The organism is Nioella sediminis (genome assembly GCF_001879695.1).
GTDB classification, from domain to species: domain Bacteria; phylum Pseudomonadota; class Alphaproteobacteria; order Rhodobacterales; family Rhodobacteraceae; genus Nioella; species Nioella sediminis.
Genome location: NZ_MNBL01000131.1, coordinates 1 through 19,838, shown reverse-complemented (window position 1 = coordinate 19,838; position 19,838 = coordinate 1). Strand labels below are relative to the sequence as shown.

Below are 19,838 nucleotides of genomic sequence, written 5' to 3'. Positions count from 1 at the left end.
ATGACCTCGTACATCAGCCCCTGCGCCGTGGCGCCGTCGCCAAAGAAACAGACGGTCACATCGTCTTTGCCGAGCAGTTTGGCGGAGAAGGCCGCGCCGGTGGCGATGCCCATGGAGCCGCCGACAATGGCGTTGGCCCCGAGATTGCCGTTGGACTGGTCGGCGATATGCATCGAGCCGCCCTTGCCCCGGCAATAGCCCTCTTCCTTGCCCAGAAGTTCGCAAAACATCTCCTTGAACTCGGCACCCTTGGCCACGCAATGGCCGTGGCCCCGGTGGGTCGAGGTGATCTTGTCGGTAACCTTCAGCGCTTCGCAGATGCCTACGGCAACGGCTTCCTCGCCGGAATACATATGGGTAAGGCCCGGCATCTTGGCTGACAGGTAGAGTTGGTTGGCATTGTCCTCGAAGGTCCGGATGCGCACCATCTGGCGGTACATCGTCAGGTAGTCTTCGGTGTTTGTTTTCGATTTGGCCATAGCGGGCTTCCCCCTTGAACGGGCGCCGGGCGCACGGCCCGGCCTGCATCGTGGCAGGTGGCCGGGTTTTCACCCGGCCACCCGTCTCAATAACGGTTGGCGATCGGCAGTTCTTCGGCCGGGAAGAGGCTGATCACCTCGCAACCGGTCTCGGTAACCACCACTTCTTCTTCGATCCGCGCCGCCGAATATCCGTCCGTCGCCGGGCAGTAGGTTTCCAGCGCGAAGACCATGCCGGTCTTGATCTCCATCGGGTGATCCATGCTGACCGCGCGGGAGATGATCGGGCGTTCGTGCAGCGCCAGACCCAGCCCGTGGCCGAATTGCAGGCCGAAGGCGGCGTCTTCGTTGGGGAAACCGAGGCTTTCCGCCGTCGGCCAGACCTCGGCCACCTTGTCGGTGGTCACGCCCGGTTTGATCATCGCGATGGAGGCGTCGATCCATTCCCGCGCCTTCACATAGGCGTCGTTCTGGGACGGTGTCGCGCGGCCCACGTTGAACGTCCGGTAATAGCAGGTGCGATAGCCCTGATAGGACTGGAGAATATCAAAGAAGGCCTGGTCGCCGGGGCGGATCAGACGGTCGGTGAAGTTATGCGGATGCGGGTTGCAGCGTTCGCCGGAAATGGCGTTGATCGCCTCCACATCGTCCGAGCCCATTTCGTAGAGCAGCTTGTTGGACATGGCGACGATGTCATTCTCGCGCACGCCGGGTTTCAGCTCTTCATAGATCATGTGGTAGACGCCATCGACCATGCTGGCCGCTTGGGTCAGAAGCTGGATTTCGTCCCAGTTCTTGATCTCGCGCGCCGCCAGCATGATCTGTTGGCCGTCGACCACGTGAATGCCTTCTTCCTGCAGCGCGTGGAACATCGCCGTTTCGGCATAGTCAACGCCCACGGGCATATCGGCCATGCCCGCATCCTTGATCAACTGCGCGATCATCTTGGCATATTTCTTCATCAGGCCGAATTCCGGCGGGATCGTGCCGCGCATGCCGACGACGCCGGCCAGGCAGTGATCGGGCTCCAGCCAATCCGAATAGCGCTTGTGATGCACTGCGGCGGAACCGAAGTCCCAGACATAGGGACTGTCATCGCCGGTCAGCAGGCAGAAGCGGCACATCTTGTCCCGTTCCCATTCGCCGATCTTGGTCGCGGACACGTAGCGGATGTTGTTCACATCGAACAGCAGCAGCGATCCGGCGGGGGAATTCTGCAAGCTCTGCCGCGTGCGCGCCAGACGGTAGCGGCGCAGGCGGTCATGGTCGACGCGCTTTTCGAAATCGACCGAGGTGTGACCCCAGGCCGGGATCTTGTCACGCCATTCCCAGTTGGTTTCAAGATCCTGCGGGGTGAGCAGGTTTGGCATGAGTGCATTGCCGGGGCGTTCTGACATCGGAAACTCCTTTCGGGTGCGGCCATGCGCACCCGGTTTGTTGCTGATAGGTGTGGTGTTGCGGGCCTATTTCGTGACCCAGCCACCATCGATCGAGATCATCTGGCCGGTCATGTAGTCGCTGTCGTTGGACGCGAGGAACGATGCGGTGCCGGTGATGTCATCGGGGTAGGAGACGCGCTTGATCACAAGGTTGTTCTCGACGATGTCGTCATAGGCCTGACCGGCGCGTTCCTTGAAACCGATCTCGACCAGGTCCTTGTCGAGCTGTTCCCAAAGCGGCGTCACAACCACGCCCGGCGCATAGCCGTTCACGGTGATGTTGTGCTCGGCCAGACCCAATGCACCGCATTCGGTCAGCGCAAGGCAGCCATATTTGGAGGTGCAGTAGACGGTCACATCCACCAGCGGCTTGCGCGAGGCGATACTGCCCACGTTGATGATCTTGTAGGGGTGATCTTCCATCGGGCCCTGGGCGATCATCTGGCGGGCGGCTTCCTGCATACCCAGCCACATCGCCTTGGTGTTGACGTTCATGATCATGTCCCAGTTGTCTTCATCGATATCCATGAAGAAACGGGGCTTGTTGAGGCCCGCGTTGAACAGCGCCACGTTGATGCTGCCAAACGCCTCGACGGTCGCGGCCACGGCGGCCGCATTGTCTTCGCGCTTGGTGACGTCCATCTTGACCGCAATCGCCTTGCCGTTGCCAGCCGCGTTGATCCTGTCGGCAACCTTCTGCGCTTCGTCGAGATCAAGGTCACCGAGGCACACATTGGCACCCTGCGCCGCGAAGGCCTCTGCATTGCCTGCGCCCATGCCGCGCGCGGCGCCGGTGATCAGGATATTCTTGCCGTTGAGTCGATTGGGGTCCATTGGGGTTCCTCCTCTAATCCCTGTGTTGTCGCATGACCTGTTCGGCGCGGGACTGAACCCGTGCCAGGGTCTCGCGCGGGGTTGAGACACCCCGCAGCATGTCGTGAAGCTCCTCTCCGCAGATCGCGATCAACTGGTTGATCTGCGGGACCGGCGGGCGGGGCCAGAATTGCAGTTCGTCATGCCAGGACATGGCATCGACGGCCTCGAAGATGGGCGATAGCTGGCGCACGTCGGGATCCGCGCCGACCGAGTAGCGGGGCGCTGTGCGGCTGCCGTGCTGGACATAAAGCTTCTGCGCCTCGGGCGAGGTGAAGGCGACAAGCGCCTTGGCCGCCTCTCGCTTACGCTCATCCGGCAGGTTCGACGGAATGCACAGAACATAGCCGCCCACGGGCGCGATCGGGTGGCCGGACGGACCGGCGGGGTGCGGCAGGTAGCCGGTGTTGCCATTGGCGGGCGATTTCTCGTCCAGTTCGAAATAGGGGGCCAGCAGAGTATAGCCGTAGGCCATGGCGATCTTGCCCGCCGCATAGGGGCGGACGCGTTCGTACCACGACATCGACAGGATATCGGGCGGCGAGAATTCCAGCAGCGCCATCAGGTACTCGGCCGCCTCCAGCGCACGCGGCGTGTCGATGCTTGGCACCAGGTCGTCGCGGTTTAGGCGACCCGCGTCGAAGCCCCCCGCGATTTCCGCAAGATTCAGGATCGGCTGGCCGAAATCGGCGCAGGTCATCATGAATGTATGGCCAAGCGCGGTGCCGCGCGCGGCGTTCCATGCGATGCCGTAGCGGCCCTTTCGCGGTTCGTGAAAGGTCTTGGCGGCCTCTAGAACGGCACCGGTGGTCCGTGGCGGTTCAAGCCCGGCCTCGGCGAACCAGTCCTTGCGGTAGAACATCAGTTCGGGCGTGGTCTGGCTTGGTACGCCATATGGCTGGCCCGCCCAATGCGCTGCTTGCCAGCCCGCGGTATGGAAGTCGCCGGGATCGAGCGTCTCGACATCCAGTATGTCGGTCAGCGGTGTCAGCAGGCCCTTGGACACGAACTCACCGATCCAGGGCAGGTCCACGGCGATGATGTCATAGCGGCTGGCCGGGCGTTCGCCGTTGCGCAACGCCTCTTCATGCAGCCGGTCGATGGAAAAGGCCCGTTGGCTGATCTTCGTGCCGACGACCTGCTCGAACTGGCGCTTGAGGCTTTCCATCACCATGAAGGTGGGATCGCCATGAACAAGGATGCGCAGGCCGCCGCTCAGCGAAAGCGGTTCTGGCAGAACCTTGGGCGGCTGGATCGAACGGCCGATCTGGTAAGAGCCGCCGAAATAATACTCCGCCTCGGACCGGGAGCTGCCCGCTTCGCCCACATGCTTCTTCGCCATGCGCAGCAGCCGGTCCGCCAATTGCCCCCAGTTCTGCATGAGCAGGGCACTGGGATGGAGAGAGAAGCTCTTGCCGGTCTTGGTGCGCGGGCGGGTTTCGATCAGCCCGGCCTCTTGCAGTTCCGCCAGTTTGCGCCGCGCGGTGGCGTAAGGCACGGCAGAGGCCGCGATCACCGAGGACGCGGTGCTGATCCGGCCCTCCAGGTGGTTCTTCACAAGGTGAAGCGCCATGTTGAGATGCGGATTGGGCGAAGCAACATCCAGCATGGACTCGATCTCGGAGGAAAAATCCTCTATCAGATCAATGACCTGCAACATATCCGACGAGACATAGGGCGGCTTGCCGGGGGTCACCGGACTGCCACCTAGTAAATATTCGTTTTGAATATTTTTCATGTCCCTGTCGTCTTCGGATATATGTGCTGCGGGTCTGCCCACGGGGGGATTCGGCTGTCGCATGTCTCGCCTCAGTTGCTTTTGACGGATTGGGAAGGCCGCAAGAACAGCACAGATATCCGTTTTGAACAACAAAATGTTCGAAATGAACAAATCCAATGCGGACCAGAAACCCAAAAAACGCGACGAATGCGTCATTCGGCAGCCCAAGGGTGATTCCCTGTGGACGGGCCGCCGGGGACAACGAGAATTGATTTCATCTAAGGGAGGAACCAGGATGAACATTCGCACCAAGGCCATGATCGCAGGAACCACCGCACTTGCGGGGCTTGCCCTTGCTGGCGCAGCGTCGGCTCAGGAAACGTTCACGATCGGCATCACTCAGAACAACGTGGGCGTCGACAGCTACCAGACGACCTATGAAGAGGCGTTCATCGCCGCAGCAGAAGCAGATCCCAATGTCGAGGTTGTCGTGCTTGACGCAGGCGGCGACGTGTCCCGCCAGATCGCCCAGATGCAGGACCTCGTGCAGCAGGAAGTCGATGCGATCATCATCTGGCCGACCAACGGTCAGGCCGTGATCCCCGCCGTGCGCGAAGCGTACCAGGCTGGCATTCCGGTGATCGTCACCAACTCCAACATCGCGGAAGAAGGGTTCGACTTCGTCTCCTCCTTCTCCGGCCCCGACAACATCACCCAGGGTTCGCGTTCCGCAGAAATCATGTGTGACCGTTTCATCGAGCTTGGCATCGAGAACGAAGCGCGCGTCGTGCAGATCTCCGGTCAGCCCGGCTACACCACCGCCATCGAGCGGGCGCAGGGCTTCGAAGATCGCCTGCCCGAGGTTTGCCCGAACGTTACGCTGGTCGAAACCCAGCCCGGCAACTGGAACCGTGAAGACTCGCAGCGCGTGATGGAAGCGTTCCTCGTTCAGTATGACGACATCGACGGCGTCTACTCGGGCGATGACAACATGGGCGTGGGCGCCCTGAACGCAGCGATTGCCGCAGGCCGCGCCGAAGGCATCACCTTCGTCGGCGCCACCAACTTCGCCGTGGGCTACGACGCCATGGGCCGTGGCGAATACTGGGGCTCGATCTACCAGTCGCCGGTCGATGACGCAGAGGCCGCCCTGGCCACCGCGATCGCCATCCTGAACGGCGAAGAAGTGCCCTTCCTGAACTACTTCGACACGCCGAAGATCACTCAGGACAACATGGACGAGTTCGACCGTCCGGTCTTCTGATCCACTGACAGGCCGGGGCCGGACCGATCGTGTCCGGCCCTGTGCCGCTTTGACTGCCAAACAAGAACAACGACAAACCGGGGGAGGGCGTCATGGGACGAGTCTCGGGGCGTGCCTGCATTGTGACAGGCGCTGCGCAGGGCATTGGCCGCGCCATTGCAGAGGCGTTGCTGGACGAAGGCGCCGATGTGTGTTTTGCTGATATCAATGCAGACAAGGTCGCCACGGTCGCGTCCGCCAACGAGGGCCGCGCCAAAGCGGGCGGCGGCCGCGTCATTTCCGCGGCGGTAAACGTCACCGACCGGGAACAGGTCCGCAGCATGATTGCCAAAACGGTCGAGGCGTTTGGCAAGCTGGACGTCAAGTTCAACAATGCCGGTGTCAACAAGCCGATGAATTTTCTCGATGTGACCGAGGACAATTGGAAATTCATTATGGACATCAACGGGCTGGGATGCCTGATCGGCATGCAGGAGTCCGCGCATCAGATGATCGCGCAGGGAACCGGCGGCAAGATCATCAATACCGCCTCGATTGCCAGCCGGCAGGGATTTGACAATGTGGCACCCTATTGTGCCTCGAAATGGGCCGTGGTGTCGCTGACGCAATCGGGCGCGCGGGATCTGGCCAAGCACAATATCACGGTCACCGGTTTCGCGCCGGGTGTGGTCGCCACCGAGATGTGGGATCAGGTCGATCAGGACCTGATGGAGATCGGCGCAGCCGAGCGTCCGGGGCAGGCGATGGAGGAGTTTTCGGCAGATATCCTGAAGGGCCGCGTGGCAAGACCCGAGGATATCACCGGAACGACGACCTTCCTGGCGGCGAAGGACAGCGACTACATGACCGGCCAGATCGTGATGATCGACGGAGGAATGACGCTGGTCTGACTGCCCTTCAAATCGGGGCGGGCGACCAGAGGATCAGGGAAATAACAGTGCCGCGCGAAACGCGCGCTGTTCGGGAGGAGAGAAGATGGCAGAGAAGAACCTGGACGCGGTAGGCCGCTTTCTGGCCCGACAGGGCATCTTGGTGGCCTTCGTGCTTTTTATGGTCGGATTTTCGCTTTGGAATCCGCGCTTTATCGACATTGACAATGTGTTCGGCGTGATCCGGTCCTCGGCGATCCTGGGGGTCATGGCGCTTGGCGTGACCTTCGTGGTGATCGGCGGCAACCTTGACCTCTCGGTCGGGTCGCTGATGTCGTTCTCGGCCATCGTGGTTCTGGACCTGCACGAAAACCCAGCCTTCGGCCCCTATCTGGCGATCCCCGCCATGTTCGCCATGACCATGGCCATCGGGGCGCTGATCGGCTTTCTCGTGGGGTATCTCAGGCTCAACTCGCTGATCGTTACACTGGGGATGCTGTCGGCCATTCACGGCCTGACGCTGACCTGGTCGGGCGGGCAGAACATGGATATCGCCAATCAGGACGCCACATGGTTCGGCGTCTTTGGGCGTGGTACCGCGCTTGGCATTCCGATCCCGGTTCTGATGTTCGGCCTCTTGGCGGCGGTGCTGGCGATCCTCCTTGCCAAGACGCCCTTTGGCCGAAAGGTCTATGCCGTAGGAGGCAACGGCACGGCGGCGACCTTCTCCGGCATTCCACGGGCAAGGGTGGTGTTCTTCACCTACATCATCTCCTCTTTCTGCGTCGCCACCGCCGGTCTGATTCAGGCCAGCCGCACCATGGGCGCGCAGAACACCGTGGGACAGGGGATGGAGCTGGAGGTTCTGGCTGCAGTCATCCTCGGGGGTGCGTCTCTTCTTGGCGGGTCCGGTACCGTGTTCAAGACCGTGATCGGCGTGCTGATCCTCGGTTTCATCCAGAACGGTCTGCTGCTGGCGGGGCTCGAATTCTACGTCCAGTTCGTCGTGACCTGGGTCATCATCATCCTTGCCGTGTGGCTCGATATCGCCACCAAGCGCGGCAAGCTCTGGTCAGCGATCGCGTGAGGGGACAGACAGATGAAAAGCGATAACATGTCCAACCTCATCAAGAACGGCGCCATCTGGGGCTTCATCGTACTGGAGCTGATCTTCTTCCAGATCGCCGGTGAATTCTGGTCGCTGTCCGAACGGGCCTTCATGGATCTCGACAACATGCTGCTGCTGCTCAAGCAATCGGCACCCATCGGGATCATCGCGGTCGGCATGACGGTGATCATGATCAACGGCAATATCGACCTTAGCGTCGGGGCGATCTACGCACTTTGTGCCATCGTCATGCTCGACTCGATGTCCTGGCCGTTCATGGAATCCCTTGGCGATTGGGCGATCCCGCTGGCGTGGCTGTTCGCCCTGCTGACCGGGGCGGTTCTTGGCCTGATCAACGGCATCATCGTGTGGAAGACGGGGGTTGATGCGTTCATCGTGACGCTTGGCTCGATGCTTGGCTACCGGGGCCTTGTCTTCATGTATAACGGCGAGAACCCGACCTATCACCTGAACTGGACGATGGTGGATATCGCGGAATGGGACATTTTCGGGGTCGAAACCCCGGCGCTTGTCTTCCTTGTGGTGGCCCTGATCGTCTGGTTCGTGATGACCCGTACCGTGCATGGGCGCAATGCCTACGCCGTCGGCAATAACCGAGAGGCGGCGGTGAACGCCGCGATCCGGGTAGGGCCGCACATGCTGATCAACTTCGTGCTGATCGGCTTTCTCGCAGCGCTGTCGGCGGTGACCTTCTATTCCGGAAGCGGTTCGGTCAATCCGAATGACGGGATGCTTTTCGAGCTGTGGGCCATCACCGCCGTGGTGCTTGGCGGCACCAAGCTGATCGGCGGGGCGGGGTCCATCGTGGGCACTTTTGGCGGTGTGATCGCCATCCAGCTTCTGCGCAAGGGGCTTGGCCATATCGGTGCCGACACCGCAACCGTGAACCTTGTGATCGGCCTTATCCTTATCGCGGTGCTGTTCCTTGATCGGCAACTGAACGTGAAAGGCAAAGAGGAGTTGAAGGTATGACCGAGAAAACCCCCGTGTTGCGATTGGAAGGCATCGTAAAGACTTTTCCCGGCGTCCGTGCCCTCGACGGCGTTTCCCTGACCCTGCTTCCGGGCGAGGTCCATGCCCTGATGGGCGAAAACGGTGCCGGGAAATCCACGCTGATGAAGGTGCTTGGCGGCATATACCAGCCCGACGAAGGCCAGATCATCGTCGATGAGCAGCCGGTGGTCATGTCCGGCCCGCTGGAAGCCAAGGCCAAGGGCATCGTCTTCATTCACCAGGAACTCAGCCTCGCAACGGAGCTCAGCGTTGCCGAGAACATCTATCTTGGCGAATTGCCGCGAAAGCGGTTCGGGCTGGTGGATTGGGCACAGCTTGAGGCCAACACCAACAAGATCCTCAAGAAACTGAATGTCGGTTTCAACGCGAAGACCCGTGTCGGCAGCCTTTCGATTGCCAATCAGCAGATGGTCGAGATTGCCCGCGCCCTCACCGTGGACGCAAAGGCGGTAATCTTCGATGAACCGACCGCATCCCTGACCGACGCGGAAAAGGTGGTGTTGTTCGAAGTGATCGCCGATCTGCAATCGCAGGGTGTCGGCATCGCCTATATCTCTCACCGAATGGAAGAGATCTTCAAGATCACCGACCGGATCAGCGTCCTGCGCGACGGTCAGTATCAGGGAACCGTCAACACCGCCGAAACCGACGAGGAAGGCGTGACCCAGATGATGATCGGGCGAAAGCTCGACCTCAGCCGCAACGAAAGCCATCACGAATTGGGCGAAGTGGCTATCGAGGTGCGCGGGCTGAGCTGTGGCAACCTGTATGAGGATGTCAGTTTCGAGGTGCGCCGGGGCGAGGTCGTCGGCTTTTACGGGCTTGTCGGTGCGGGCCGCACCGAGATTGCCGAAACGCTGTTCGGTCTGCGCAACCCGTCGGCGGGCACGATCCTGATGGATGGCGAGGAAGTGACCATCCAGTCGCCAGCCGACGCCATTGCGCGCGGCATTTCCCTGGTGCCCGAGGACCGCAAGGGGCAGGGTCTGGTTCTTGGCATGAACTGCCGGGACAACATGACCTTGCCGCAGGTCGGGGATCTCACGGCGGGGCCGTTCGTGTCCGACGGTGCCGAGGTGGCGATCTTCGATCAATACCGCGACAAGCTCGATATCCGCACCCCCGGCTGGCGACAGACGGTCGGCAACCTGTCGGGCGGCAACCAGCAGAAGATCGTCATCGGCAAATGGCTGTCCATGCATCCCAATGTGCTGATCGTGGACGAACCGACGCGCGGCATCGACGTGGGGTCCAAGTCCGAGATTCACAACCTGATCCGCGAACTGGCCGCGCAGGGCTATGCCGTCATCGTCGTCAGTTCCGAAATGCCCGAGGTTCTGCATGTCTCGGACCGGATCGTTGCGATGTATATGGGGCGGATTATCCGCACCTTCACGTCGGAGGAAGTGACCGAGGACAATCTGATACAGGCGATTTCCGGAATCGGGGGTGGAAAGGCTGCCTGAGATGAAGGTCGGATTTGCCGGACTTGGCAGAATGGGGGCCCGCATGGCCGCGAACCTTGCGGGCGCGGGAGTTGAGGTGATCCTCTGGAACCGCAGCCCCGAAAAGGCGCGCGACCTCGCGGCGGCCACCGGCTCTGCCAGCGCCGACTCTCCCCGGGCGCTGGCAGATGCCGCCGATATCGTCGTGACCATGCTGGCCGACGATGTCTCCTCCGAGGCGGTCCATTTCGGACCGGAGGGCCTGTTTGCCGGGTCGCGCGCCACGTATTTCGTTGAAATGGGCACGATGAGCCCCGATCACATAGCAGCCCTTGCCGATGCTGCCCCGGAAGGCCGGATCGTGATCGACGCGCCCGTTTCGGGCGCCACGCAAGCCGCCCAAGACGCGCAATTACTGATCATGGCGGGCTGTTCTCAAGACATTCTGGCCCCCATCCAGCCGCTCTTCGATGCCATGGGAAAGCAGACGATCTGCCTTGGCCGCATGGGCGCGGGCGCGGTCATGAAACTGGCCATCAATATGCTGATCCACGGCATCAACCAGACCTTCGCCGAGGCGATGACTTTGGCCGAGGCAACGGGCATCCCGACCGAGGCGGCGTTTGAGGCGATCGAGGCCAGCGCCGCCTGCGCGCCTATGCTAACCTACCGCAAGCCGCTTTACCTTGATGAGGCTGCCCATGATGTGACCTTCACCGTCGCGCTTGCGCAGAAGGACATGCGGGTCACGGCGGAACTGGCGGGCAAACTGGGCGTTCCCCTGCCGCAATCGCGGGTGACGCTGGACATTCTCAACGAGGCGGCGGGCGCGGGTTATGACGCGCGCGACATGGCCGCGATCCTGAACTACATGCGAGGAAAACACATATGAAAGCCGCGCTTTTCGTAGGGGGCTGGGAAGGCCATACCCCCACCGACTTCAGTGACTGGTGCAAGGCGCTGCTGGAAGACAATGGCTTCGAGGTCGATGTCTACGACACGCTGGAGCCGCTGGCCACGCCCGAACGCCTCGCCGATGTCGACCTTATCGTGCCGATCTGGTCCTCGGCCCGGTCCGGCCACAAGGAAGAGTTCGGCAACATGACCAAGCCGCAGGAGGATGGGCTGCTAAAGCTCATCTCCGAGGGCAGGGGGATTGCAGGCTGGCACGGCCATATGGGCGACGCCTTCCGCGACCGGCCGACCTATCATTTCCTCATCGGCGGGCAGTTCGTGGCCCATCCGCCGGGTTGGCCCGACAACCTGCAACCGGCCGAGGATTACATCGACTACGATGTGACGATCTGCAAACCCGCCGACCCGCTGGTGCAGGGGATCAAGAGCTTCCGGCTGCGGTCAGAGCAATACTACATGCTGGTTGATCCCTCGAACGACGTGCTGGCCACCACCACCTTCAGCGGCGATCACCTGTGGTGGATCGAAGGCACGGTCATCCCGGTGGTCTGGAAACGCCGTTGGGACAAAGGCCGGGTGTTCTACTGTTCCATCGGGCACGAGCTGAATGATCTGAAAGTGCCGCAAGTGACCGAGATCCTGCGCCGGGGCATGATCTGGGCGGCAACCCGCGCGGACTGACACTGGCGGGCACGGCCTGTCCACATGGCAGACAAGGCGCAAGGCAAAGCGCCCGCGGGATCGTCCCTGCGGGCGCTTTCCATGTTTGTGGCGCCGATACCCCCGCGCTGTCCGCCGCGCCGCGCTTGTCGGTGGAACACGCGGGCAGTTGACAGGCTGCCCCCGTAAAGCTTAACAAAGCAACTATACAAGCTGCTTCAGCCCGTGCATGATCTTAGGCGTGATCGGAGGATACGATGCCAATTCCTGCCCCCAACCTGTCACCGCCATTCAATATTGTTCGTCTCAGCCATGTAGAGTTGCGCGTGACCGATCTGGCCTGGGCACGCGGGTTCTACGTGGACACGCTCGGGCTGCAAGTCACGCATGAGGATGCCGATGCGATCTACCTGCGGGCGATGGAGGAACGCGGCCATCATTGCCTGATCCTGCGCCGGGCCGAGGCCGGGTCTGTCGGCAGTCTGGGCTTCAAGCTCTGGAGCGAAGAGGATCTCGACAAGGCCGCGCATTGGTTCGCCGCCCGCGATCTGCCAGTTGACTGGATCGACCGTCCCTTCATGGGCCGGGTGCTGGCCACGCGCGATCCGTTCGGGGTGCCGCTGGAATTCTATGCGCATATGGACCGGCTGCCCCCGATCCACCAGCAATACAAGCTGTATCGGGGTGTCAAACCGCTCCGCATCGACCATTTCAACCTGTTCTCATCGAATGTGGATGAGAGCGTGGCCTTCTATAGTGACATCGGGTTTCGCGTCACGGAATACACCGAAGATGCCGAAACGGGTCGGACCTGGGCGGCGTGGATGCACCGCAAGGGCGGCGTGCATGACATCGCCTTCACAAACGGCACCGGGCCGCGGCTGCATCACGTGGCTTTCTGGGTGCCGACACCGCTCAACATCATCGACCTGCTCGACCTGATGTCGACCACCGGTTATCTGGACAACATCGAACGCGGACCGGGGCGGCACGGGATATCCAACGCCTTCTTCCTCTATATCCGCGACAAGGACGGGCACCGGACCGAGATCTATTGTTCCGACTACCAGACCATCGACCCCGATCACGAACCGATCAAATGGGATCTGAAAGACCCGCAGCGCCAGACACTTTGGGGCGCGCCCGCGCCCCGCAGCTGGTTCGAGCTTGGATCGGTTTTCGATGGCACTGCTCTGGTTGACAGCGATCTGACCTCCCAGCCCATCATCGCCCCCTGAGAGGTGACCAACATGACTGCATTACCCGCCCGTATCGCTGCCTTCCACGTCGATGGCGCGGACCGTTATGGCGTGGTGACCGATTCCGGCATCATCGACATGACCCCGCAGTTTGGTGCCCGCTTTGACACGCTTCAGGCTATTGTGGAGGCCGACGCGCTGAAAGAGGTTATCGCAGCGGCAAAGGGGCAGGCCCCGACCCATCAGGAGGGCGATATCTCCTACCTGATCCCGATGGCCCGGCCCGAGAAGATCATCTGTATCGGTGTGAACTTCCCCGACCGAAATGCCGAATACAAGGACGGGCAGGCCGCACCGGGCAAGCCCTCGATGTTCATCCGTTTTCCGCGCAGCTTCGTGGGCCATGGCCAGAACCTGATCCGCCCGCCGGAATCGCCGCAGCTGGATTACGAGGGCGAGGTGACCATCGTCATCGGCAAGGGCGGCCGCCGCATCCCGCGCGAAGAGGCTTATGACCACATCGCCGCCCTGACTCTGTGTAACGAGGGCACCATCCGCGATTGGGTGCGTCACGCGAAGTTCAACGTCACGCAAGGCAAGAACTGGGACCGGTCCGGGTCTATCGGACCATGGCTGGTCCCCTTCCGGGATGCCGCGCAGCTTGATGATATCGCGCTCACTACCCGCGTGAACGGCGAGGTCCGGCAGCAGGACCGCACGGGCCGGATGCTCTATGATTTCCGGTATATCGTGAACTATGTCTCGACCTTCACCACGCTGGTCCCCGGCGATGTGATCGTCTGCGGCACCCCCACCGGCGCAGGCGCGCGGTTCGATCCGCCGATCTGGCTGAAACCCGGCGACGTGATCGAGGTGGAGGCCGAGGGCATCGGCATTCTGCGTAACGGGGTGGAGGACGAAGGATGCTGACGCGGGCCGAGTTGGATCAGGCGGCGCAGGATCTGTTGCAGGCCGAGGCGGACCGCTGTCAGATCGGTCTGCTGTCCCTGCGCCATCCGGGGATCACGCTGGACGATGCCTATGCGATCCAATCCGCCCAGATGGCCCACAAACTGGCCGAGGGGCGCAAGATTATCGGCTGGAAGATCGGACTGACCTCCAAGGTCATGCAGGACGCGCTTGGCATCGACACGCCCGATAGCGGCGTCATCTATGACGACATGGATTTTGCGGATGGCAGCACCGTGCCCGCCGGGCGGTTCATCCAGCCAAGGATCGAGGCGGAGATTGCCTTCGTGCTGAAAGGGCCGCTCAAAGGCCCCGTGACCCGCGAACAGGTGCTGGCCGCGACCGACTACGTGGCCCCCGCCATCGAGATCCTCGACACCCGCATTCAGCGCATGGACCCCGCAACCGGCCAGCCGCGCAGGATCTTCGACACCGTGGCCGACAACGCCGCGAATGGTGGCATCGTTCTGGGGCCTCAACGCCACGCGCCCGAGGATTTCGATCTTCGGTGGGTCGGCGCGATCCTGACTAAGAACGATCAGGTGGTGGCCACGGGGCTAGGCGCTGCCGTGCTGAACGATCCTGTCATGGGTATCGTCTGGCTGTCGGACCGCATGGGCCAGTACGGCCAGCATCTGGAAGCGGGGCAGGTGGTTCTGGCGGGGTCATTCGTGGCCCCGGTCGAATGCCCGCCGGGCACCGATATCCACGCCGACTACGGCGCGTTCGGGGCGGTGTCTGTCCGCTTCGCCTAGAACGGCATCCCCGAAAACCGTGCCACCAGTTCCGCGATGTTGCGGGCGTCGAATTTCTTCAGCAGCCGGGCGCGGTGCTGTTCCACGGTCCGGTAAGATAGGTCCAGCTTGCGCCCGATTTCCTTGGAGGTCAGGCCCTGCCCGGTCAGCATTGCAACCTCCCGTTCGCGGGGGGTCAGCTGCACCACCGGCCTCGCCTCTGACAGGTCGGAAAACGACCAGACGCCGCGCGCGAACGGATCGTCGGGCGTCAGGGACCGGCCCCGCCCCCGACACCAGAACAACTCACCCGTCAGGCGCTGCATGATCCGTTCATCATCATAGGTGCCGCTTTCACGCATCGCCGCCAGGCCACGCGCACCGATCCTCTGGTAGTCCTCGACCGAAGGATAAAGCCGCGCCATATCCATGCCCGTGAACCCCTCCACCGGGCCGGCGAAGATCTCGGCAAAACGCAGGTTGGCGGCCCGGATCACCCGGTTTTCCAACAGGACAAGGCCAAGTGGCGCATGGGTAAAGGCAAGGGCGTGCGGGTCCATGGCCACAGGTGTAGCGCGATTGCGCGGCTTTTGGGATACCCCCTGTTGCCCCCGTAGTTCTACGGAATTGCCCGGTGCCACGCGCAGGCGCATCCTGCCGCCAGCATCTTAGGGAGGAACCGGGAATGGTTCATATCGTCGGTTGGGGTCACACGAAATTCGGCAAGCTGGAAGGGCAGGGGGTCGAAGATCTTGTCGTAGAAGCGGGGCGCGAGGCGCTTGCCCATGCGGGCATTGCACCGGGCGAGGTGGACGGCATCTGGATGGGCCATTTCAACGGCGGCATGGTGCCCGATGGCTTCCCCGCCTCGATGGCCCTGTCGATTGACCCCGCCATGCGCTTCACCCCCGCGACCCGGCTGGAGAACGCCTGTGCATCGGGTTCTGCCGCCGTCTTTGCCGCGCGCAACGCGATCCTTGCAGGTGAAGCGAAAATCGCGCTGGTCCTGGGCGTCGAGAAGATGACCCATCTGCCCACCCGCGAGGTGGCCGCCGCGCTCGGCCACGCGGCCTATCAGAAGGAAGAGGCGGGCCTGTCCTTCCCTGCCGTCTTTGCGGGCTTCGCGCGGGCCTATTTCGACAGGTACGGCGACAAGACCGAGGCACTGGCGATGATCGCCGCCAAGAACCACGCCAACGCCATGGCAAACCCGCTGGCGCAGTTGCACAAGGAACTGCCGGTGGAATTCTGCGCGACCGAAAGTGAGCGCAACCCGATGATCGCCGCGCCATTGAAGATGTCGGATTGCTCGCTGGTCTCCGACGGGGCGGCGGCCATCGTGCTGGTGGCCGATGATGTGGCTAAGGCGATGCCCCGCGCCGTGCGCTTGCGGGCGGCTGAACAGGTAAACGATTTCCTGCCCATGTCGCGCCGCGACCTGACGGCGTTCGAAGGCCCGCGAGAGGCGTTTCGCCGGGCGTTTCTGGCCGGTGGTGTGACGCTCGATGATCTGCATGTGGCCGAGGTGCATGACTGTTTCACCATCGCCGAGCTGATGATTTATGAGGCCATGGGGCTGGCCGCCCCCGGTCAGGGCGAGACCCTGCTGCGCGAGGGTGCGGTGATGCGGAACGGGCGGTTGCCGGTGAACCTGTCGGGCGGGCTCAAGGCCAAGGGGCACCCGGTTGGGGCCACGGGCGTGTCCATGCATGTGCTCGTGTCGCGGCAGGTGACCGGCACCGCAGAAGAGATGCAGCAAGCCGGCGCGTCTTTGGGTATGGTGTTCAACATGGGCGGCTCTGGCGTCGCCAATTACTGCACCATTCTGGAGGCCGAGCGCGCCTGATGAACATCTCCTTCTGGCTTCACCGCATGGCTCAGGTCAGCCCCGACCGGCCCGCGATGTATCTTGGAACCGATCTTGTAGAAGATTATGGCAGCTTCCATGCCAAGGCCGCCGCCGTGGCGGGCTGGCTGACGGCCAAGGGTATCGGCCCCGGCGACCGGGTTGCGCTGTTCATGAAGAACGTGCCCGACTACCTGATCGTGCAATATGGCGCGTGGTATGCGGGCGCGGCGGTGGTGCCGATCAACGCCAAGCTGCACGGGCGGGAAGCCGCGTGGATCATCGGCGACTCCGGCACCAGGTTGACGTTCGCCTCCCCCGGCATGGTCGAAGACTTGCGCGATGCGGAGGCGAGTGGTGAGATCGTCGACATCGGCTCCGGCATGGAAACCATCTATGCCACCGACCCGATCCCCCCGCAGGATCGCAGCCCGGATGACCTGGCGTGGCTCTTCTACACCTCCGGCACCACCGGGCGGCCCAAAGGGGTGATGATCACCCACCGGATGCTGATCACCATGGCGCTCTGCTACGAGGTCGATGCCGATGCGGTCAGCGCCGAGGATGCCGCCCTCTACGCTGCGCCCCTGTCCCACGGGGCGGGCATCTACAACCTGATGCATGTGCGGGCCGGTGCGCGCCATGTCTTCCCGCCCTCGGGCGGCTTTGAAGAGGCCGAGATCTTCGCGCTGGCCAAGCATCACGGGCGTATCCACATGTTCGCCGCCCCCACCATGGTCAAACGCATGACCGAAATCGCCAAGGCGACCGGTGAAACCGGCGAGGGGCTGCGGACGGTCGTCTATGCGGGCGGGCCGATGTATGTCGCCGACATCATCGAGGCGGTGGATCATTTCGGGCCGGTCTTCGTGCAGATCTACGGGCAGGGCGAATGCCCGATGGGGATCACCGCCCTGTCCCGCCATGACGTGACCGACCGCAGCCACCCCCGTTGGCGAGAACGGCTCGCCTCTGTCGGGCGCGCGCAATCTGCGGTGGAGGTGCGGATCGGGGATGCAGAGGGCAAGCCGCTGCCGCCGGGCGAACATGGGGAGATCATGGTCAAGGGCGACACGGTCATGCCCGGCTATTGGCAGAACCCCGAGGCCACGGCCAAGACGCTGCTGAATGGCTGGCTGCTGACGGGCGACATGGGCTTCATGGACGCAGACGGCTACGTCACCATGCAGGACCGGTCCAAGGACATGATCATTTCCGGCGGGTCCAACATATACCCGCGTGAAGTGGAGGAGGTGCTGCTGATGCATGACGCCGTGTCAGAGGCCTCCGTCGTCGGCAAACCGCATCCCGAATGGGGCGAGGAGGTGGTGGCCTTCTATGTCGGACAGGCGCGGCCGGAGGAGCTGGACCAGCTGTGCCTTGAGAATATCGCGCGGTTCAAACGGCCCAAGATGTACCGCCGGGTCAAGGCGCTGCCCAAGAACAATTACGGCAAGGTGCTGAAGACCGAGCTGCGCAAACTGCTGGAGCATGACAGATGACGGATCTTTCGGGAAAGACGGCGCTGGTCACCGGATCGGTGCAGGGGATCGGCTTTGCGATCGCCGAGGCGCTGGCGGGGGCAGGTGCGCGGATCGCGCTGCACGGGATCGCGACAGAGGCCGAGATTGAGCAGGCGAGTGCAGCTTTGCAGGCCGCTGGCGCGGGCGATGTCCGCTTTTTCCCCGGTGATCTGATGCAGCCCGAGGAAATTGATGCGCTGATGGCGGCGGTGGCCGATTGGGGCGGAGTGGATATCCTCGTGAACAACGCCGGTATCCAGCACCCCGCGCCGATCAGCGACATGCCGCGCGCCAGTTGGAACGCGATCATCGCGGTGAACCTGTCGGCGGCCTTCCACACCATGCAGCACGCCCTACCGGTCATGGCGGAAAGGGGCTTTGGCCGGGTGGTCAATATCGCCTCGGTCCAAGGGCTGATCGGCTCGGTCCACAAGGCGCCTTATGTGGCGGCCAAGCACGGCATCATCGGGCTATCTAAGGTGGCGGCGCTGGAATACGCGACGGCGGGCAGCAAGACCTCGGGCGGCGTGACGGTGAACTGCATCTGCCCCGGCTGGACCGAAACCGCGCTCATCGTGCCGCAGATCGAGGCGCGTGCCCAGATCATCGGTGGCGACAGGGATGCCGCGATTGCCGACCTGCTGGCCGAAAAGCAACCCACGCGCCGCACCTCCGATCCGTCCGAGATCGGGCGGCTGGCGCTATGGCTGTGCGATCCGATGGCCCATAACGTAACGGGCACCGCGATCCCCGTCGATGGCGGCTGGACGGCGCAGTAGAGGTTTCTGCGACCAGCAGGTCACAGGCCCGGCATTCTGCGAGGGTCGCTCTTGCCGGGTGGCGGGGGCATGGCTACATGGGCCTGTATGAAACGTTTCATTCCCTTCATGTCATCCGACCCCCTTGTCGCCGTCATCCGGCTGGCCGGGCCCATTGCCAGCGGCAGCCGGGCCGGGGTGCTGAACGACATGGCCATGGCCCCCGCCATCGAGAAGGCGTTCGCCAAGGGCAAGCCAAAGGCCGTGGCACTGGTGATCAACTCGCCCGGCGGCTCGCCCGCGCAATCCTCGCTGATTGCCGCGCGCATCCGGCGGCTGGCCGAGGAGAAGGAGGTGCCCGTTCATGCCTTCGTGGAGGATGTGGCGGCCTCGGGCGGCTATTGGCTGGCCTGCGCGGCGGATCATATCTGGCTCGACGACAGCTCTATCGCCGGGTCGATCGGGGTGATTTCCGCCAGTTTCGGCCTGCATGAGTTTATCAGCCGCCACGGCATCGAACGGCGTGTTCACACGGCGGGCAAGGACAAATCCATGCTGGACCCGTTCCGGCCTGAGAGGGACGAGGATATTGCCCGTCTGAAAGGCCTTCAGGCGCAGATTCACGAGAGCTTCATTGCCCATGTGAAGGCGCGCCGCGGCGACCGGCTGGCCGAGGATGCAGATATCTTCACGGGTGAATTCTGGGTTGGGCAACGGGCCGTCGATCTGGGGCTGGCCGATGGCATCGCCCATCTGGTGCCCAAGATGAAAGAGCTATACGGCGACAAGACCCGCTTTGCGGTGCACGGCCCCAAGCGCGGCCTGTTTCAGCGCTTCGGTGCAAGCCTGACGGCCGAGGCCATGGGCCAGGTCGAGGATCGCGCCACCTGGGCGCGGTACGGGCTGTAGCATGCTGGTCAAGATCGCAACCTTCTTCCTCGTGGGCATGGCGGTTCTGGCCATGTTCGGGCGGCTGCGCTGGCCGGGTGGTGCGCGGCGTGT

Annotated in this window: 19 protein-coding genes; 14 read left to right on the top strand and 5 right to left on the bottom strand. The window is 62.7% G+C overall.

Features of this window, described 5'->3' with window-relative positions:
• The 4 genes from BKY26_RS15785 to BKY26_RS15770 form a co-directional block, all read right to left on the bottom strand.
• On the bottom strand, window positions 1-479 hold a 479-nt coding region (locus tag BKY26_RS15785), incomplete at its 3' end, for a thiamine pyrophosphate-dependent dehydrogenase E1 component subunit alpha (RefSeq protein WP_245764463.1).
• A gap of 86 nt (window positions 480-565) precedes the next feature.
• Window positions 566-1,876 carry a M24 family metallopeptidase gene (locus BKY26_RS15780; RefSeq protein ID WP_071691346.1) on the bottom strand — a complete coding sequence of 437 codons (1,311 nt, stop codon included), beginning with the start codon at window positions 1,874-1,876 and terminating at the stop codon, window positions 566-568.
• Window positions 1,877-1,942: 66 nt separating this feature from the next.
• A complete protein-coding gene (locus tag BKY26_RS15775) occupies window positions 1,943-2,752 on the bottom strand; it encodes an SDR family NAD(P)-dependent oxidoreductase (RefSeq protein ID WP_071691345.1) in 810 nt (269 codons plus the stop codon).
• Window positions 2,753-2,765: 13 nt separating this feature from the next.
• Entirely contained in the window at window positions 2,766-4,529 is a 1,764-nt protein-coding gene (locus BKY26_RS15770; protein WP_131541902.1) for an ABC transporter substrate-binding protein, read from the bottom strand.
• Window positions 4,530-4,806: 277 nt separating this feature from the next.
• On the opposite strand from BKY26_RS15770, the gene BKY26_RS15765 reads away from it, so the two are divergent.
• From BKY26_RS15765 to hpaH, 10 genes are all read left to right on the top strand, one after another.
• The gene (locus BKY26_RS15765) at window positions 4,807-5,775 is read left to right on the top strand and encodes a sugar ABC transporter substrate-binding protein (RefSeq protein ID WP_071691344.1); all 969 of its coding nucleotides are present in this window, start codon (window positions 4,807-4,809) and stop codon (window positions 5,773-5,775) included.
• A 92-nt stretch (window positions 5,776-5,867) separates the two neighbouring features.
• The gene (locus BKY26_RS15760) at window positions 5,868-6,665 is read left to right on the top strand and encodes an SDR family NAD(P)-dependent oxidoreductase (protein WP_071691343.1); all 798 of its coding nucleotides are present in this window, start codon (window positions 5,868-5,870) and stop codon (window positions 6,663-6,665) included.
• A gap of 85 nt (window positions 6,666-6,750) precedes the next feature.
• A complete protein-coding gene (locus BKY26_RS15755; protein ID WP_071691342.1) occupies window positions 6,751-7,731 on the top strand; it encodes an ABC transporter permease in 981 nt (326 codons plus the stop codon).
• A gap of 12 nt (window positions 7,732-7,743) precedes the next feature.
• Window positions 7,744-8,745, top strand: coding sequence for an ABC transporter permease (locus tag BKY26_RS15750; protein ID WP_071691341.1), 1,002 nt, complete (start codon window positions 7,744-7,746; stop codon window positions 8,743-8,745).
• Window positions 8,742-10,253 (top strand): sugar ABC transporter ATP-binding protein, encoded by a 1,512-nt coding sequence (locus BKY26_RS15745; RefSeq protein ID WP_071691340.1) that lies wholly within the window; start codon window positions 8,742-8,744, stop codon window positions 10,251-10,253. Before BKY26_RS15750 ends, BKY26_RS15745 begins: the two co-directional genes overlap by 4 nt.
• Before the next feature lies 1 nt (window position 10,254).
• Window positions 10,255-11,124, top strand: a complete 870-nt coding sequence (locus tag BKY26_RS15740) for an NAD(P)-dependent oxidoreductase (RefSeq protein ID WP_071691339.1) — start codon at window positions 10,255-10,257, stop codon at window positions 11,122-11,124.
• On the top strand, window positions 11,121-11,828 hold the full coding sequence (locus tag BKY26_RS15735) for a ThuA domain-containing protein (RefSeq protein WP_071691338.1): 708 nt from the start codon (window positions 11,121-11,123) through the stop codon (window positions 11,826-11,828). The genes BKY26_RS15740 and BKY26_RS15735 overlap by 4 nt, the downstream gene beginning before the upstream one ends.
• Before the next feature lie 236 nt (window positions 11,829-12,064).
• Window positions 12,065-13,045: a 3,4-dihydroxyphenylacetate 2,3-dioxygenase gene (hpaD, locus tag BKY26_RS15730; RefSeq protein WP_071691337.1), complete on the top strand. Its 981-nt coding sequence runs from the start codon at window positions 12,065-12,067 to the stop codon at window positions 13,043-13,045.
• A gap of 12 nt (window positions 13,046-13,057) precedes the next feature.
• Entirely contained in the window at window positions 13,058-13,936 is an 879-nt protein-coding gene (locus BKY26_RS15725) for a fumarylacetoacetate hydrolase family protein (RefSeq protein WP_071691336.1), read from the top strand.
• Window positions 13,930-14,730 (top strand): 2-oxo-hept-4-ene-1,7-dioate hydratase, encoded by an 801-nt coding sequence (hpaH, locus tag BKY26_RS15720; RefSeq protein WP_131541901.1) that lies wholly within the window; start codon window positions 13,930-13,932, stop codon window positions 14,728-14,730. Before BKY26_RS15725 ends, hpaH begins: the two co-directional genes overlap by 7 nt.
• Here the strand turns inward: hpaH and BKY26_RS15715 are convergent.
• The gene (locus BKY26_RS15715) at window positions 14,727-15,269 is read right to left on the bottom strand and encodes a helix-turn-helix domain-containing protein (protein ID WP_071691335.1); all 543 of its coding nucleotides are present in this window, start codon (window positions 15,267-15,269) and stop codon (window positions 14,727-14,729) included. The two genes, hpaH and BKY26_RS15715, sit on opposite strands and share 4 nt — an antisense overlap.
• Before the next feature lie 125 nt (window positions 15,270-15,394).
• On the opposite strand from BKY26_RS15715, the gene BKY26_RS15710 reads away from it, so the two are divergent.
• The 4 genes from BKY26_RS15710 to BKY26_RS15695 all read left to right on the top strand — a co-directional run bounded on the left by BKY26_RS15710 (window position 15,395) and on the right by BKY26_RS15695 (window position 19,745).
• Window positions 15,395-16,555 (top strand): acetyl-CoA acetyltransferase, encoded by a 1,161-nt coding sequence (locus BKY26_RS15710; protein ID WP_071691334.1) that lies wholly within the window; start codon window positions 15,395-15,397, stop codon window positions 16,553-16,555.
• Complete coding sequence (locus tag BKY26_RS15705) at window positions 16,555-18,057, top strand: AMP-binding protein (protein ID WP_071691333.1); 1,503 nt, start codon at window positions 16,555-16,557, stop codon at window positions 18,055-18,057. The genes BKY26_RS15710 and BKY26_RS15705 overlap by 1 nt, the downstream gene beginning before the upstream one ends.
• The gene (locus BKY26_RS15700; RefSeq protein WP_071691332.1) at window positions 18,054-18,857 is read left to right on the top strand and encodes a 3-hydroxybutyrate dehydrogenase; all 804 of its coding nucleotides are present in this window, start codon (window positions 18,054-18,056) and stop codon (window positions 18,855-18,857) included. Before BKY26_RS15705 ends, BKY26_RS15700 begins: the two co-directional genes overlap by 4 nt.
• An 87-nt stretch (window positions 18,858-18,944) precedes the next feature.
• On the top strand, window positions 18,945-19,745 hold the full coding sequence (locus BKY26_RS15695) for a S49 family peptidase (protein ID WP_071691331.1): 801 nt from the start codon (window positions 18,945-18,947) through the stop codon (window positions 19,743-19,745).
• Window positions 19,746-19,838 lie beyond the last annotated feature (93 nt).